Origin of the sequence: Rhizobium mesosinicum, from assembly GCF_019511345.1 — a bacterium.
Lineage (GTDB): Bacteria > Pseudomonadota > Alphaproteobacteria > Rhizobiales > Rhizobiaceae > Rhizobium > Rhizobium mesosinicum.
Map to the genome: position 1 here is coordinate 335,129 of NZ_JAEUAK010000003.1, position 15,797 is coordinate 350,925.

At 61.4% G+C, this 15,797-nt stretch carries 8 protein-coding genes; 5 read left to right on the plus strand and 3 right to left on the minus strand.

Translation table 11 applies throughout. From position 1 onward, the window contains the following. Positions 1-66 precede the first annotated feature (66 nt). From JNB85_RS09235 to JNB85_RS09250, 4 genes are read left to right on the plus strand one after another with little or no spacing between them, the layout of a single operon-like run. Positions 67-1,212, plus strand: a complete 1,146-nt coding sequence (locus JNB85_RS09235; protein ID WP_220334026.1) for an extracellular solute-binding protein — start codon at positions 67-69, stop codon at positions 1,210-1,212. Continuing rightward, positions 1,212-2,102, plus strand: a complete 891-nt coding sequence (locus JNB85_RS09240) for an ABC transporter permease (RefSeq protein WP_220334027.1) — start codon at positions 1,212-1,214, stop codon at positions 2,100-2,102. The genes JNB85_RS09235 and JNB85_RS09240 overlap by 1 nt, the downstream gene beginning before the upstream one ends. Beyond that, entirely contained in the window at positions 2,099-2,920 is an 822-nt protein-coding gene (locus tag JNB85_RS09245) for an ABC transporter permease (RefSeq protein ID WP_220334028.1), read from the plus strand. The genes JNB85_RS09240 and JNB85_RS09245 overlap by 4 nt, the downstream gene beginning before the upstream one ends. A gap of 23 nt (positions 2,921-2,943) precedes the next feature. Then, a complete protein-coding gene (locus JNB85_RS09250) occupies positions 2,944-4,023 on the plus strand; it encodes an ABC transporter ATP-binding protein (protein ID WP_220334029.1) in 1,080 nt (359 codons plus the stop codon). Positions 4,024-4,029: 6 nt separating this feature from the next. On the opposite strand, the gene JNB85_RS09255 is transcribed toward JNB85_RS09250, so the two are convergent. From JNB85_RS09255 to JNB85_RS09265, 3 genes are all read right to left on the minus strand, one after another. Further along, positions 4,030-4,863, minus strand: a complete 834-nt coding sequence (locus JNB85_RS09255) for an inositol monophosphatase family protein (protein ID WP_220334030.1) — start codon at positions 4,861-4,863, stop codon at positions 4,030-4,032. 130 nt (positions 4,864-4,993) lie between these two features. Beyond that, positions 4,994-6,721: a ubiquinone-dependent pyruvate dehydrogenase gene (gene poxB, locus JNB85_RS09260; RefSeq protein WP_220334031.1), complete on the minus strand. Its 1,728-nt coding sequence runs from the start codon at positions 6,719-6,721 to the stop codon at positions 4,994-4,996. 228 nt (positions 6,722-6,949) lie between these two features. Beyond that, entirely contained in the window at positions 6,950-8,809 is a 1,860-nt protein-coding gene (locus JNB85_RS09265; protein WP_220334358.1) for a TPR end-of-group domain-containing protein, read from the minus strand. A 641-nt stretch (positions 8,810-9,450) separates the two neighbouring features. Between JNB85_RS09265 and JNB85_RS09270 the strand changes: the two genes are divergently transcribed. Then, the gene (locus JNB85_RS09270; RefSeq protein WP_220334032.1) at positions 9,451-15,792 is read left to right on the plus strand and encodes a DUF4082 domain-containing protein; all 6,342 of its coding nucleotides are present in this window, start codon (positions 9,451-9,453) and stop codon (positions 15,790-15,792) included. Positions 15,793-15,797: the final 5 nt, after the last annotated feature.

Here is a 15,797-nt window from a genome sequence, read left to right on the forward strand (position 1 = left end):
CGCGCCGGAGCTATCCAGTCTCACAACTCATCTGAGGCGCGGCCTCGATAACGAAGGGAGACAGGTATGAATAGGCGCGAATTTCTGATCACCTCATCGGCGGCTGCGACCCTTCTCGCCCTTCCACGCTTCGCCTCGGCCGCCGCAGGCACGATCGATCTCTACAGCGGTTCGGATGCCAATATCATCGACCTTTGGAACAACGTCATCCGTCCGGCTTTCGAAAAGGCGCATCCGGAAGTCGCGCTGAAGGTGACCGATGCCGGCGACAATAACGGCCTTCGCGCCATCGCCGATCGCGCTCTCGCCGCGCTGAAAACCAAGACCGATCCGCAGGCCGACCTCTTCGAATCCTTCGATCCGCGCCTTCCGGCCGGTGGCGTCGATGCCGGTCTCTGGGTAAAATTCTCCGCCGAGAACGTTCCGGGCTTCGAGCGCGTCAACCCGCTCGCTATCGACACGCCCTACGCGCTGCCCTATCGAGGTTCGCAGGTTCTGCTCGCCTATGACAAGAGCAAGCTTGATCCGAAGGACGCGCCGAAGACCTGGGAACAGCTGACGGCTTGGGTCAAGGCCAATCCCGGCCAATTCATCTACAACCGGCCGGACAAGGGCGGTTCGGGCGGCAACTTCGTCCGTCGCGCCATCCATGAAGCCAATAGCCGCGATCCGAAGAAGTTCAAGATCGATAATTTCACCGCCGAGTTTGCCGAGCAGTCGCTGACGCCGGCCTGGAAGATCCTCAACGATCTCGCCCCGTCGCTCTATCAGAAGGGCGCCTATACCGCCGGCAACACACAGTCGATCCAGCTGCTCTCCCAGGGCGTCGTGACCATGGTTCCGGTTTGGTCAGACCAGGTCCTGCAGGCGATCTCGCAAGGCGTTTTGCCCGAGACGACCGGCCTTGTGCAGCTCTCCGATCTCGCGCTCTGCGGCGGTTTTTCGGCCATGACGATCTTCACCAACGGCGCCAACAAGGATGCCGCCCTCAAGCTCGCCGCCTTCATGCTGACGAGCGAGATGCAGGAAGCCATCATCACCGAAATCGGCGGCTTCCCCGGCGTGTCCTGGGATCACATTTCCGAAGATCTGCGCAAGAAATATGCCGACGTCATCCCGGCGACCATCCCGACCTTCCCGGGCGGCGATTGGGAAAAGGCGATCAACGACGGCTGGTATCGTACTGTCGCTCCCGGTATCAGCCGCACCTGATGGCGCTGGATGCCGCGCAGCCTGCGGTCGCGCACCGCGCTCAACCTCTCGGCAGGGGGAGCCTTTACGGGCTCCTCCTCGTCGGCATGCCAGTCTTTCTGGTCGGCTGGCTGATCATCTTTCCGATCTTTTCGGCGATCGCGACCACCGTTTTCGTCCGCCAGCCGGACGGGACGGCGGAGTTTTCGCTCGCCTCCTACCGTTTCTTCTTCACGGATGGGTACAGCCTGAACAATCTCTGGCTGACGCTCTGGACGACCATTGTCTGTGGTCTGCTCCTGCTTGCCATCGGCCTTCCGATTGCGCTTTATCTGCGCTTTTCCGGCGGTCGCCTTCCCGCCTATGTGCAGGGTCTCGCGATCTTCCCGATGTTTGTGCCCTCGATCATCCTGTCCTACGCCCTGATCCGAACGATCGGACCGAACGGCACGGTCGACATCCTGCTCAATGCGGTCGGCCTGCCGAAGCTGCCGAGCCCTTATCTGACCCCCTGGGGACCGGTCATCGGCCTCGTCTGGGACAATCTGCCCTTGACCGTGCTGATGCTGACGGCGGGGCTTACGTCTGTTTCCAATAGCTCCATCGAGGCGGCCCGCGATGTCGGCGCAACGCCTATCAGGGTCTTCATCTCGATTATTTTGCCGCGCATGGCCAATTCACTGCTGGTGACCGCCGCCTTTGCTGTTCTCGGCATATTCTCGGCCTTCACGCTGCCCTACGTGCTCGGCCCTGCCTCGCCGGAGATGATGGGACCTTTCATGCAGCGCACCTTCGCGGATATGAATGACCCGCTGAACGCGCTGACCCAAGCGGTCATCAGCTTCGGCTTCTGCCTTCTCTTCGGCATCTTCTATGTCTGGTCGATCGCCCGCAACCGCGAGGGCCGATGATGCGTCAGTCGACAGGCCTGAAATTCGACTGGACGGGACTGCTGCTGGCATTGCTGCTGACGCTTTTCATCGCGCTGCCGCTGCTGGTCGTGGCCACCTGGGCCTTCACCGAGATCTGGCGCTACCCTTCCGTCATTCCCCAGCAGTTCGGCTTACGTTTCTGGTCGCAGACGCTGGCGCGTAAGGATGTCTGGGATGCGCTATTCCTCAGCCTGCGGCTGACGGCGACCGTAACGCTGCTCTCCGCGATCATCTGTCTTCCGGCGGCCTATGCCTTTGCTCGGATGCGCTTTCCCGGCCGTAACATTCTGTTCCTGTCGTTCCTCGCCTCCCATGCCTTCCCGAAATTCGGCCTGCTGGTGGCGATAGCAGGCATCTTCCTGCAGATGGGGCTAATCAGCACCTTCTGGGGCGTAGTGCTGATTCAGCTCGTCGGCACGCTGATGCTGATGATCTGGATCCCGGTCGCGGCTTTTCAGAATGTCGACCGGCGCATGGAGGAGGCAGCACGCGATGCCGGCGCAACGCCGCTCCGTGTCTTCTGGTCGATCACCTTGCCGCAGGCCGCACCGACGATCTCGGCGGCCCTGCTCCTGACCTTCGTCGGCACCTTTTACGAGACGGAAGGCGCCTGGCTGATCGGTGCGCCGGAGATCCGCACCATGCCGGTGCTGATGATCAGCTTCATCAACAATCAGATCGTCGTGCAATATGGCGCGGTCCTCTCCGTCATGCTGTGGGTGCCGTCTTTTGCGGCATTGATGTTTGCGCGCCGCGTTGTCGGGACCGGCGCCTTTGCGCGGGGCTTCGGCGCCTGAGCGCCGGCAGAAAGGATTTAACAATGGCACATTTGGCGATCGAAGGCGTTTCGAAGAGCTTCGGCCATACCTTTGCCGTCAGCGATTTTTCGCTTGAAGTCGGTGATGGCGAACTCGTCTGCCTCCTCGGTCCTTCGGGCTCCGGCAAGTCGACATTGCTACGTATGATCGGCGGTTTTGAACGGCCGACTGACGGCAGCATCCGCATCGACGCCAGGGATGTGACCACCCTGCCGCCGGAACGGCGCCCGACCGGCATGGTCTTCCAGAGCCATGCGCTCTGGACGCATATGGATGTCTTCAGCAATATCGCCTTCGGCCTCAAACTGCGGCGCTTGCCGAAGGCCGAAATCCGAGAGCGCGTCGAGAACGCCCTCGCTCTCGTCGGTCTCGCCGATTACGGGAAGCGCGCGGTGACGCAGCTTTCCGGCGGCCAGCAGCAGCGTGTCGCACTTGCCCGCTCGCTCGTCCTCGAGCCCAAGATCCTGCTGCTCGATGAACCCTTCGCCAGCCTCGACCAGCATCTGCGCGAGCGGCTGCGTGAGGAAGTGCGTGACATCCAGCAGCGGCTCGGCATCACGACATTATTCGTCACCCACGGCCAGGACGAGGCCTTAGCACTTGCCGATCGCATCGTCGTCATGCGCGACGGCCGCACGGAGCAGGTGGCGCCGCCGAGCGTCATCTATCGCGAACCGCAGACGGCTTTCGTCGCCGGCTTCATCGGCTCGATGAATTTCGTTGAGAGCGAGATCCGGGATGGGATCTGCACGCATCCGCTTTTCAGCTTTTCCATTCCGGTTGCAGACGGTCCCGTGATGCTTGCGATGCGTCCGGAAGCCCTGACCGTGCGTCCAGCCAGCCGATCGGCCGATGCAATCGTCCACCGCGTCACCGACTTCGGCATGCACAAGATCGTCGATATCGATCTCGCCGATGGCACCAGGCTGAAGGCGATGGTTGCGCCGGGCGATATGATCAGGGCCGGGATGACCGTCGCTCCCAGCTGCTCGGGCTTCTTCGCCTTCCGCGACAATGCACTGATCCACCAGTCGGCAGCGGCACAGGCGGCTGCGCCAATGCAGCCGCTCTATACGGCCTGAACTGTCTCAGGCTTCCGGCTGAAAACCTTCCCGCAGCCAGGGATAGAGTGGCTTGCTTGCTGCCAGGATGTCGCCTTTACCGGTGACGGCTGCGCCTGAAAACCGTGTGACGATGCCACCGGCTTCCTCGACCATGAGTGCCGAGGCGCCGAAGTCATGAACCGCGAGGCCATCTTCGAAGAAGCCGTCCAGCCGGCCGCAGGCGACATAGGCGATCGAAAGCGCTGCCGAACCGAGGCGACGCACGCCGGCGGTATTGGCCATCAGCCGCTTGACGGCGTCGAAGTAAAGCTCTTCCGGGACCGCCTTCACTTGGCCGGGGATCGGCAGGCCTGCACCGACCAGCACGTTCTGGATATCGGCCACCTCTGCGCAATGGATCTGCTCGCCATTCAGCCAGGCGCCGCCGCCGGCCTCCGCACTGAAGAGCTCGTCCTGCATAGCGTCATAGACGACACCTGCGACGACGCGGCCGGCCTCGGCGATCGAGATCGTCATGCCGAAATGCGGAATGCCCCAGGCGAAATTGGTCGTGCCGTCGATCGGATCGATATAGATGACCGGCGCATCCGCGCCACCCTGCCGGTTGCCGACTTCTTCCTCGCCCTTAATCGCGTAAGTCGGGAACGCGCTCGTCATCTCTTCGACGATGATCCTCTCGACGGCGACATCGATTTCCGTCTGGTAATCACGCGGCGCCTTGTGGACCATCTCTGCCGCCCTGCGTCGTCTGAGTGCCTTGCGCGCCGTTTCGCCTGCCTTGAGGACGGTTTGAGCAAGCACGAGAAGACGGGGCGAGGCGGCCGGCGACAGGCGCGCGGCGGTCGAAGTCGATGTCATTAAGAGGGTCCGTGTGATGACTGAGGGTGGTAGGACTTGTTCCCATCGCAGATGCGCATGATGCTTTTATGAAGCCGGCGCACCTTGTATGCGGTGCTGCGCCGGCCGAGTTCAAGAGGTGTGTCCGACATCACCGAGACAGGAAATTCGAGACCGTTAGGTCCACGAGTTCGTCTCCCCGGCCGTTCATCACCGCGCGAATGGCCCATAGACCAAAACCCTTCACCTGTGCAGCTTCGATCCTCGGCGGCATCGACAATTCTTGCGTGTTCGTGACGACGTCGAGCAGTGCTGGGCCCGGATGCGCCAGGATTTCCCGGATGGCACCGTCAAGCTCGGCCGGATTCTCCACGCGGACGCCATGCACTCCGGCTGCGCGGGCGACCGCCGCAAAATCCGGGTTCTTGAGTTCGGTGCCCGTCTCAAGGAAGCCTGAAGCCTTCATTTCCATCGCCACAAATCCGAGAACGGAATTGTTAAAGACGACGACCTTCACCGGCAGGTTTTGCTGAACGAGCGTCAGGAAGTCGCCCATCAGCATGGCAAAGCCGCCATCGCCGGACATGCTGATGATCTGGCGGTCGTTGTACGTTGCCTGTGCCCCGATCGCCTGAGGAAGCGCATTGGCCATCGATCCGTGAACCAGGGATCCGATCAGGCGACGCTTTCCGTTCATTTTCAGGTAACGTGCAGCCCAGATCGTCGGAGTTCCGACATCGAAGGTGAAAACAGCATCGTCGGACGCATGCTCGCTCAGAAGGCGTGCCACATATTGCGGGTGAATCTTGCCGCCCTCCCGGCCTGTGGCAAGGTCGTCGAGGCCCTCACGCGCCTTCCTGTAGGCGGCAAGACAAGCATCGAGGTGATCCCTGTCCGTTCGCTCCGTCAGCTTTGGCAGCGTTGCCGCCAGCGTCGATTTGACGTCGCCGACGATGGCGAGATTCAGCGAGGCCCGGCGGCCAAGATTCTCCGGTCGAATATCCACCTGCACGATCTTGGCGTCGGTCGGGTAGAACTGCCGATACGGGAAATCGGTGCCGAGCATGAGAAGCGTGCCGCATTCCAGCATGGCCTTGTAACCTGAGGAGAAGCCGATCAGACCGGTCATGCCGACATCGAACGGATTGTCCCACTCGACATGTTCCTTGCCGCCGAGCGCATGGACAACAGGCGCCTTCAGCCGGTCCGCAAAGGCGATCAACTCGTCATGCGCGCCTTCGCAGCCGCGGCCACATAGAAGGGTAACCTTCGAGCTGTTATTGAGGAGTTCCGACAGTTGATCGATCTGATCGCTCGCCGGCACGACGTTCGGCTGGGACAGGGTGAGTGCGGCCGGTGCCGAAATCTTCGCCGTGAAATCGGTCAATGCCACGTCGCCCGAAATGACCACGACGGCAACGCCGCGCTTTCCGATGGCGGTGCGAATGGCCGTTTCGATGACTGCGGGCAATTGCTCGGGATGGCTGACAAGCTCGCAATAGTGGCTGCATTCCCTGAAAAGCTGATCCGGATGCGTTTCCTGGAAGTAGCCTCTGCCGATTTCGGCCGAAGGTATCTGCGCGGCAATGGCGAGGACCGGGACCCGTGAGCGATGGCAGTCGAACAGGCCGTTGATGAGGTGGAGATTGCCCGGGCCGCAGCTTCCGGCGCACACGGCCAATTCGCCGCTGAGATGGGCTTCGGCCCCGGCCGCGAAAGCGGCTGTCTCTTCATGGCGGGTATGGACCCACTCGATGTCGCCTCTCTGTCGCAGCGCTTCCGTGAGCCCGTTCAGGCTGTCGCCGACTACGCCATAGATCCGTTTGACTCCTGCGGAATGCAGCACCTCTGTCAGGACATCAGCTACTTTGGACTTCATCGAAAGGCTCCCGGGCTTTGGGTTTCAGTTGATGGCAAAAGGAAGCTAGGCCTAGCTCTAAGCTTCTCAACCCGGAGAATTATCAGAGTGGCGGAGACACCCAACTGGACCTTGGTATAGGCGCTGGCCGTAAAAAGCCCGCTTGCCTGATATCCGAGGGAGCGGCCGACCAGCCGAGAGCATAGGTTTGTTCGACTCTCTCCGTTGGCCTCCTCCTTCTACCGCGACCTATGCCTCGATCCGTTCCCGCTCTTTCGTTGCCTCCGCGATAAGTTTTATGAAGCGCGGATTCCGGCGCAGATTGTCCAGGTCGGAATCATGGGTGAACCATTTGATATGGTAGACCGAGCTGCGGGGCAGCAGGCCCTCCAGGATATCGATCGCATGTTCCACATGGCCTAGCACAGAGTGGACGCAGGCGAGATTATACTGGGCGACGATATCATCGGGATCGATGGCGCTCGCCCGTGCGGCCCAGTCGCAGGCCCGCGTTGCTTCGCCGAGATGGGCAAGGGCAAGCGCGCCGCGATGGGCGGGGCCGGAATTTTCCGGGTTCTGATTGAGCGCCCGCTCGGCTCTTTCAATGCCTTTTCGCGCCCAGCTTTCCCGGTCCGCCATCCGTCCGAGAGAATGGTACGAGGACATCAGATGGATCGGTGAAACATAATCGTCGGGGCGGATTTCGGCGGCGCGGGTGAAGTAGTGCACCGCCTCGGCGAAATTCCCGCGCATGAAGAAGATGCGAGCATAGTGGAAATTTGCTTCATAGAGGTTGGGATCGAGCGCAAGCGCGCGTTCGAAGCATGCCGTGGCCTCGTCGTCCTCGCCGTTCTGATGCAGCGCCAGGCCGCGGGAGGCATGGGCCTCGGCGAGATCGGGATCAAGTTCCAAGGCCTTGGCGCTCATGGTGAGGATGCGCTCCAGGGGTACATCGTCAGGCGCCCAGTCGCGTATCGCCGCATCGCAATCGGCAATGCCTGCATAGGCGCGGCCATAGTCCGGATCGAGCTCGACGGCCTTGTAGAACATGCGCCGGGCAAGCTGCAGATAGGATTTTGTCCAGGTATGGGAGAGCTGCCTTCCTCGCAGGTAATAGGTATAGGCCTCGACATTGGCGGTCGGCTCGGCGGCGATCGCCTTGCGCTCTTCCGGCAGCAACCGCACCTTCAATTGGCTAACGATCGCGTTGGTGATCTCGTCCTGGATCGCGAAGATATCGGTGAGGTCGCGGTCATAGCGCTCGGCCCAAAGGTGATCGCCGTTCATGGTGTCGATCAGCTGGCCGGAGATGCGCACCCGCGTGCCGACGATGCGTACACTGCCTTCCAGCATGTAACGCACACCGAGCTCCTGGGCGACCTGCTTCACCTTCACCGATGTGCCCTTATAGGTGAAGACGGTATTGCGTGGCACCACGTGCAGGCTGGAGACCTTGGAAAGATCGGTGATGATGTCCTCGGTAATGCCGTCGGAGAAATAGTCCTGGTCGGCATCGCCGCTCATATTGGTGAAGGGCAGGACGGCGATGAAACAGGTGTTGCGATTCTGCGCGACGAGACGGGCGGAACTCGGCTTCTCAAGAGAAACTGTATAAACCTGAACCGGCTGGCGGATATTTTTGAACACGTGTTCACCTAAAAAATCGAAGTCGAGATTGAGGCGTGAACCGACCTGATCCCGCACGATTGCCGACACGGCAATGCCGCCGACCGGAGCAATGCTTTCCAGGCGCGCGGCAAGATTGACGCCGTCGCCGAAAATATCGTCATTTTCGACGACGACATCGCCGAGATTGATACCGATGCGGAAATCGACGCGCTCTTCCTTCGGCACGTTTTCGTTGCGCACGGCCATGCTACGCTGGATTTCGGCGGCGCAGGCCACGGCATTCACGACGCTCTGAAACTCGGCCAGGATGCCATCGCCCGTCAGTTTGACGATACGGCCCTTGTATTCGGATATGCGGATCTCGACCAGTTCGCAGCGATGGCGGTTCAAAGCCTGCAGCGTGCCTGTCTCGTCCATGCCCATGAGCCGGCTGTAGCCAACGACATCGGCAGCGAGGATGGCACTCAATCGCCGCTCCATGATCCTCTCCATGGATTGTCTCATGTCAGTGTCTCGCTTTTCCAGATTTTGACCGCGCCAGGGCTCCCTCCCACGCAGCCGATATCTTTCGATTCGGCATGCTGTCACGGCGGCGCAGAGCCTATATCGTTACGGCGCAGCATCAATACTCCGAACGGGCGAAGATTGCGTCAAACGATAGCTCTTTCGGATGAGAAAGACCCCGGACTTGTCGAGGTGCTCAATTTTGAGGCTGTGCATCAATTTGACTGCGTCTCTGAGGAAGGGGTTGCAAGGACAGCGCTCGAACTGGTCTCGGACATCATCTCGTGCCCGTTCCTCGCAAGAGCGAGGGAATGTTCTGCGAAGAGGAGTTGGAAATCGAGAAAGACTGAATTGCCAGTTGTTACGTTTCCAATGCGGTAAGCGTGGCCGAGGTTGCCAGCTACCATTCGTAATGCGAAGCAAATCCGACGATCATGCCACCCGTTGTGCAGCGAAAGGCAAGTCACGGCTCTGCGCAAAAGCCCGTTTGCCAAAAGGATGCCGCCTGTAGGTCGAAAGGGGTAGGATATACTCGTGCACTTTTCGATTATAATCGGAGTCCGCGTATCGAACGACCCACAGAGATTTGACCTGGCAATTTCGCGAGAGGGCACGCCATGTATCGCAACGCTCGCCGGTGGGCTCCGCGCTCGCTAATGGTGGATTCGTGGGCTCCCCGGTGGTGGTCCGTCGGTGGAAAAGCGAAGCCACGCAAGAACACCAATCAGCTTGAGGATAGCGCTCAACTTGCGACGTCTGCGCAGACGTCGGTTGAAGGCAGGGGGAGCGCCCTTGCCGACAGTCCCGAAAGCAATCCTGTGCTCAGCGGCCATGATAACGAACCGGGAGCGGATGCGGTCGCCGAAGCAGACGGTCCGGGCGATATCGACCAGGTGTCCCCATCGTTGGCCGACGCTTTCGCAGCGGCGCGGGAATCGGGTGTTCGAAGCGGAGAGTCTGACGCGTCTGTGCTGTCGGCCCATAATCCGGTTTTTGCACCTTTCGAGCGGAATGCGAGCGGCGCCGCTCTCGGGCCTGCGTCGCCCCTTTATGGCACCTATGCTGGCACTGGCACTATGGGCGACGATCCCTTGGCTGCGTACCTGCCGCAGAGCTCCGCACCGACAGCGTCGGGGCAAGGTTCTGCCGCCGCAGCGGGTGCGCGCGCTCACTCCGGCAAGGTGGTCATTCTCGAATCGAGCCCATCGGCAGAGGCGGCTGCGCACCACGGCGGATCGAACTCACTGGCGTTCGGCATGCCCTTTGGCGTCTGCGGGTGCGGCTACTTTACCTCCCCCACGCGGATTCTCGATTGGGCTCATGGCGGTGCCATGCTTCAACAGGATGGTCAATTGCCGGGGACCAGGCTGACTGAAGGGCCGGACTATGTAGCAACGATCAAGCGGGCCATCGGTGCGTCGGTCAGCGACCCGCTTCTCGATCGTGACTTATCTCCTCTCTCGGGCTGGCGCGGAACAGCAAACTGGACGGATTCGAAGATATTGAACGGATCCCTGCCTGGTGGCGGTGAGATGGGAACGGGAACCGGCACCAGGGGTGTCGGCGTCCTTTCCGGCTCGGTCACCACGCCGCCGACCACGCAGCGGTCGTTAACGACGCAAAATCTTGCAGCCACCGCGGCAGCGCCTGTCAACATCATCGTGGCGGAAAACCAGAAGCCGGGCAATCCGCAGAGCGAGTGGGGTATCGTTGGCGCCGGTAGCTCCAACATCGAAGGATTCGCGACCGACATCAGCGTCGATAACGGCAAGACGATTAGCTTCAAAATCAATACCAACTCCAACAACTACCGGATCGATATCTACCGGCTCGGCTATTATGGCGGCATGGGCGCGCGCAAGGTCACGACCATTCAGCACACCGGTGTGCAGAACCAACCCAATCCGTTACGAAATGCCACGACCGGAACCGTGGACGCCGGCAACTGGGCTGTCTCGGCCTCGTGGACCGTCCCTGACGATGCCGTCTCAGGCGTCTATATCGCCAAGCTCGTGCGACAGGATGGCACCTTCGGTGAAAACCATATCCCGTTCATCGTGCGCGACGACGGCAGCCACAGCGATATCGTCTTCCAGACCGCCGACGAGACCTGGCAAGCCTACAACGGCTGGGGTGGCGCAAACTTCTATGGCGGCAACGGTCCGGCGACTGGCCAGGGGGCGGGCCGCGCCTATGCCGTCAGCTACAACAGACCGATCGCGACCCGCGGCGGGGTCGGCACCTATGCTGGTCCGCAAGACTATCTGTTCGGCGCCGAATATGCGGGCATCTATTGGCTGGAGCAGAACGGCTATGATGTCTCCTACATGTCGGGTGTCGACGTCGACCGCTACGGCAGCCTGTTGCTCAATCACAAGACCTATATTGATGCCGGACATGACGAATACTGGTCGGGACAGCAGCGCACCAATGTCGAAGCCGCACGCGATGCCGGCGTCAACCTGATGTTCTGGAGCGGCAATGAGGTCTATTGGCGTACCAGGTGGGGCAATGCCTACAGCGCCGACGGCACACCTTATCGGACCCTTATTTCCTATAAGGAGACATGGTCGCCCAGCGCCAGCATCGATCCTTCCAACGAATGGACGGGTACTTTCCGCGATCCGCGTCTCAGCCCACCGGCTATCGGCGGCGGAAACCCGGAAAACTCACTGACCGGGCAGTTGTTCAAGGTCGACGACGTCGGCAGCAATCTCCAGGCGATCACTATTCCCTATGACGACGCCAATCTGCGTTTCTGGCGCAATACGAGCGTCGCCAATCTTCAGCCTGGCCAGACGGCAACGCTCACCAAGAACTATCTTGGATACGAATGGGATGAAGCAGTCGACAACGGCTTCGATCCGGCCGGCCTCGTCAAGCTGTCGTCGACGACGCTTCCGGTCAGCACCTACTTGCTCGATTACGGAAACACGACCGGCAGTGCGACCGCGACCCACAATCTGACGCTTTATCGCGCGCCGAGCGGTGCGCTGGTGTTTGGCGCCGGTACCGTCTACTGGACATGGGGCTTAAGCAACAATCACGACAATGAGGCAACCCCAACCGATCCCCGCGTGCAGCAGGCAATGGTCAATTTGCTGGCCGACATGGGCATTCAGCCCGGGACGCTGCAATCCGGCCTCGTCGCCACGACCGGTTCCACGGATCACACGGCACCAACCTCTATCATCACGGTGCCATCAACGGCGACCGTTGGCTCCACCATCACGATTACAGGGACTGCAACCGACACGGGCGGCGGCGTCATCGCCGGCGTCGAGGTTTCGACCGACAATGGGGCGAGCTGGCATCCTGCGACAGGCGATGAGAACTGGACCTATACATGGTCGCCGCAGGTCGCCGGCAGCTACACGATCCTATCGCGGGCCGCGGACGACAGCATCAACCTCGAAACGCCCTCGGCGGGACGCACTGTAACCGTCAGCGGACCAAGTTACACCTCTCTCTTCGGTTCGGCGACACCTGCCGTCGTCAACACTGGCGATACATCGGCTGTCGAACTGGGGGTTAAATTCCAGACCTCCGTGGCAGGCAACGTCACCGGCATTCGTTTTTACAAGGGCAGCCAGGATACGGGCACCCACACCGGTTCCCTCTGGTCGAGTACCGGTACACGGCTTGCGACCCTCACCTTCAGCAACGAGACCGCCAGCGGTTGGCAGATCGCCTACTTCTCAAACCCGGTGGCGTTGACGGCGGGACAGACCTACACGGCGTCCTACCACACGAATACCGGCCACTATTCGACGACCGCCAACTACTTCGTCTCCAATGTGACGAGCGGCCCGCTAACGGCGCCGGCCAGCGGCAACGGCGTCTATGCCTATGGCAGCAACAGTCTGTTCCCCACGAGCACCTTCGAGCAGACGAACTATTGGGTCGACGTGATGTTCACCACGCCGAGCGCCAACACGGTGCCGACGGCGGTTGCCGATGCGGGTGATGCGACCGAGAAGGGTGGTGTTGCCAATGGTTCGGGTGGCGTGGCTGCGAGCGGCAACGTCCTGACCAACGATACGGATCCGGATGCCGGCGACACCAAGACGGTCACGGCCGTCACCTTCGGCTCGACGTCAGGCACGCTCGGTTCGGCGCTGAACGGCGCCTATGGCAGTCTCGTGCTCAGTGCCTCGGGTGCCTATAGCTATGCTGTCAACGAGACCAATGCCACCGTCCAGGCCTTGCGGCAGTCGACCAACACGCTGAGCGATGTCTTCAGCTACACGATGCGGGATGCCGCCGGCGCCACCTCTACGGCAAACCTGACCATCACCATCCATGGCGCCAACGACGCGCCGGTTCTGGCCGTCCAGACGGCGACCCAGAACGCCACTGTCGGTTCCGCCTTCTCCTTCGTCGTGCCGGCCACCACCTTCACCGATGTCGACAGTGGCGATACGCTGACCTATTCGGCAACGTCTGCCGATGGCACGGCGCTGCCCGCGTGGCTCGCCTTCAATGCCTCGACGCGGACGTTCAGCGGTACTCCAACGACAGGTGGAAGCTATGGCGTCAAGGTGACGGCGACCGATCTCGGCGGCCTTGCCGCCAACGAGACCTTCAGCATCGCTGTATCGACGCCTGGCAACACGGCACCGACGGCAGTTGCCGATGCGGGTGACGCGACCGAGAAGGGTGGTGTTGCCAATGGTTCGGGTGGCGTGGCTGCGAGCGGCAACGTGCTGACCAACGATACCGATCCGGATGCCGGCGACACCAAGACGGTGACGGCCGTCACCTTCGGCTCGACGTCAGGCACGCTCGGTTCGACGCTGAACGGCGCCTATGGCAGCCTCGTGCTCAGTGCCTCGGGTGCCTACAGTTATGCCGTCAACGAGACCAATGCCGCCGTCCAGGCGCTGCGGCAGTCGACCAACACGCTGAGCGATGTCTTCAGCTACACGATGCGCGATGCCGCCGGTGCGACCTCTACGGCAAACCTGACCATCACCATCCATGGCGCCAACGACGCGCCGGTTCTGGCCGTCCAGACGGCGACCCAGAACGCCACTGTCGGCTCGGCCTTCTCCTTCGTCGTGCCGACCACCACCTTCACCGATGTAGACAGCGGCGAAACGCTGACCTATTCGGCAACGTCTGCCGACGGCACGGCGCTGCCCGCCTGGCTCGCCTTCAATGCCTCGACGCGGACCTTCTCCGGCACGCCGACGACCTCAGGCACCTACGGCGTCAAGGTGACGGCGACCGATCTCGGCGGTCTCGCAGCCAATGAGAGCTTCAACATCGTCGCCTCGACGACGCCCGCAACCTACAGCCTGTTTAACGCCTCCAGCACGCCGGCCCAGACAAACCTCAACGACGGCCAGCAGCTCGAGCTCGGCGTGAAGTTCCAATCGAACGTCGCCGGCGACATTACCGGCATCAAGTTCTATCGAAGTGCCAACGACAACAGCCAGAACGTCGTCGACCTCTGGAGCTCTACGGGCACCAAGCTCGCGACCGCCACCTTCACCAACACCACGGCGAGCGGCTGGCAGACGGTGAATTTTGCAACAGCCGTCTCCATCACCGCCAATACCACCTATGTCGCCTCCTACCACACAACAGGCGCCTATGTGGCGACGAACAATTTCTATACGGCCGCCGTCACCAGCGGCCCGCTGACGGCCTCGGCCAGTGGCAACGGCGTCTACGCCTATGGCGGCTCCGCCACCGCGGGCATTTTCCCAAATGCCACTTACAGCGCCGCCAATTATTGGGCCGATGTGGTCTTCCGCCCGTCGACGCCTGGCAACACGGCACCGACGGCAGTTGCCGATGCGGGTGACGCGACCGAGAAGGGTGGTGTTGCCAATGGTTCGGGTGGCGTGGCTGCGAGCGGCAACGTGCTGACCAACGATACCGATCCGGATGCCGGCGACACCAAGACGGTGACGGCCGTCACCTTCGGCTCGACGTCAGGCACGCTCGGTTCGACGCTGAACGGCGCCTATGGCAGCCTCGTGCTCAGTGCCTCGGGTGCCTACAGTTATGCCGTCAACGAGACCAATGCCGCCGTCCAGGCGCTGCGGCAGTCGACCAACACGCTGAGCGATGTCTTCAGCTACACGATGCGCGATGCCGCCGGTGCGACCTCTACGGCAAACCTGACCATCACCATCCATGGCGCCAACGACGCGCCGGTTCTGGCCGTCCAGACGGCGACCCAGAACGCCACTGTCGGCTCGGCCTTCTCCTTCGTCGTGCCGACCACCACCTTCACCGATGTAGACAGCGGCGAAACGCTGACCTATTCGGCAACGTCTGCCGACGGCACGGCGCTGCCCGCCTGGCTCGCCTTCAATGCCTCGACGCGGACCTTCTCCGGCACACCGACGACCTCAGGCACCTACGGCGTCAAGGTGACGGCGACCGATCTCGGCGGTCTCGCAGCCAATGAGAGCTTCAACATCGTCGCCTCGACGACGCCCGCAACCTACAGCCTGTTTAACGCCTCCAGCACGCCGGCCCAGACAAACCTCAACGACGGCCAGCAGCTCGAGCTCGGCGTCAAGTTCCAATCGAACGTCGCCGGCGACATTACCGGCATCAAGTTCTATCGAAGTGCCAACGACAACGGCCAGAACGTCGTCGACCTCTGGAGCTCTACGGGCACCAAGCTCGCGACCGCCACCTTCACCAACACCACGGCGAGCGGCTGGCAGACGGTGAATTTTGCAACAGCCGTCTCCATCACTGCCAATACCACCTATGTCGCCTCCTACCACACAACAGGCGCCTACGTGGCGACGGACGCCTTCTTCACCAACGCCGTGACAAATGGTCCCCTGACGGCTCAATCAAGTGCCGTCGCTGGCGGCAACGGTGTCTACGCTTATGGCGGCTCCGCCACCGTGGGGCTCTTCCCGACCAGTTCATACGATTCAGCGAATTACTACGCCGATGTGATCTTCCGCCCGCAGCTTGCCGCATGACACAT

Coding starts and splice junctions, on each gene's coding strand:
- JNB85_RS09235 (WP_220334026.1), top strand. CDS start 67: ATGAATAGGCGCGAATTTCTGATCACCTCATCGGCGGCTGCGACCCTT.
- JNB85_RS09240 (WP_220334027.1), top strand. CDS start 1,212: ATGGCGCTGGATGCCGCGCAGCCTGCGGTCGCGCACCGCGCTCAACCT.
- JNB85_RS09245 (WP_220334028.1), top strand. CDS start 2,099: ATGATGCGTCAGTCGACAGGCCTGAAATTCGACTGGACGGGACTGCTG.
- JNB85_RS09250 (WP_220334029.1), top strand. CDS start 2,944: ATGGCACATTTGGCGATCGAAGGCGTTTCGAAGAGCTTCGGCCATACC.
- JNB85_RS09255 (WP_220334030.1), bottom strand. CDS start 4,863: ATGACATCGACTTCGACCGCCGCGCGCCTGTCGCCGGCCGCCTCGCCC.
- poxB (WP_220334031.1), bottom strand. CDS start 6,721: ATGAAGTCCAAAGTAGCTGATGTCCTGACAGAGGTGCTGCATTCCGCA.
- JNB85_RS09265 (WP_220334358.1), bottom strand. CDS start 8,809: ATGGAGCGGCGATTGAGTGCCATCCTCGCTGCCGATGTCGTTGGCTAC.
- JNB85_RS09270 (WP_220334032.1), top strand. CDS start 9,451: ATGTATCGCAACGCTCGCCGGTGGGCTCCGCGCTCGCTAATGGTGGAT.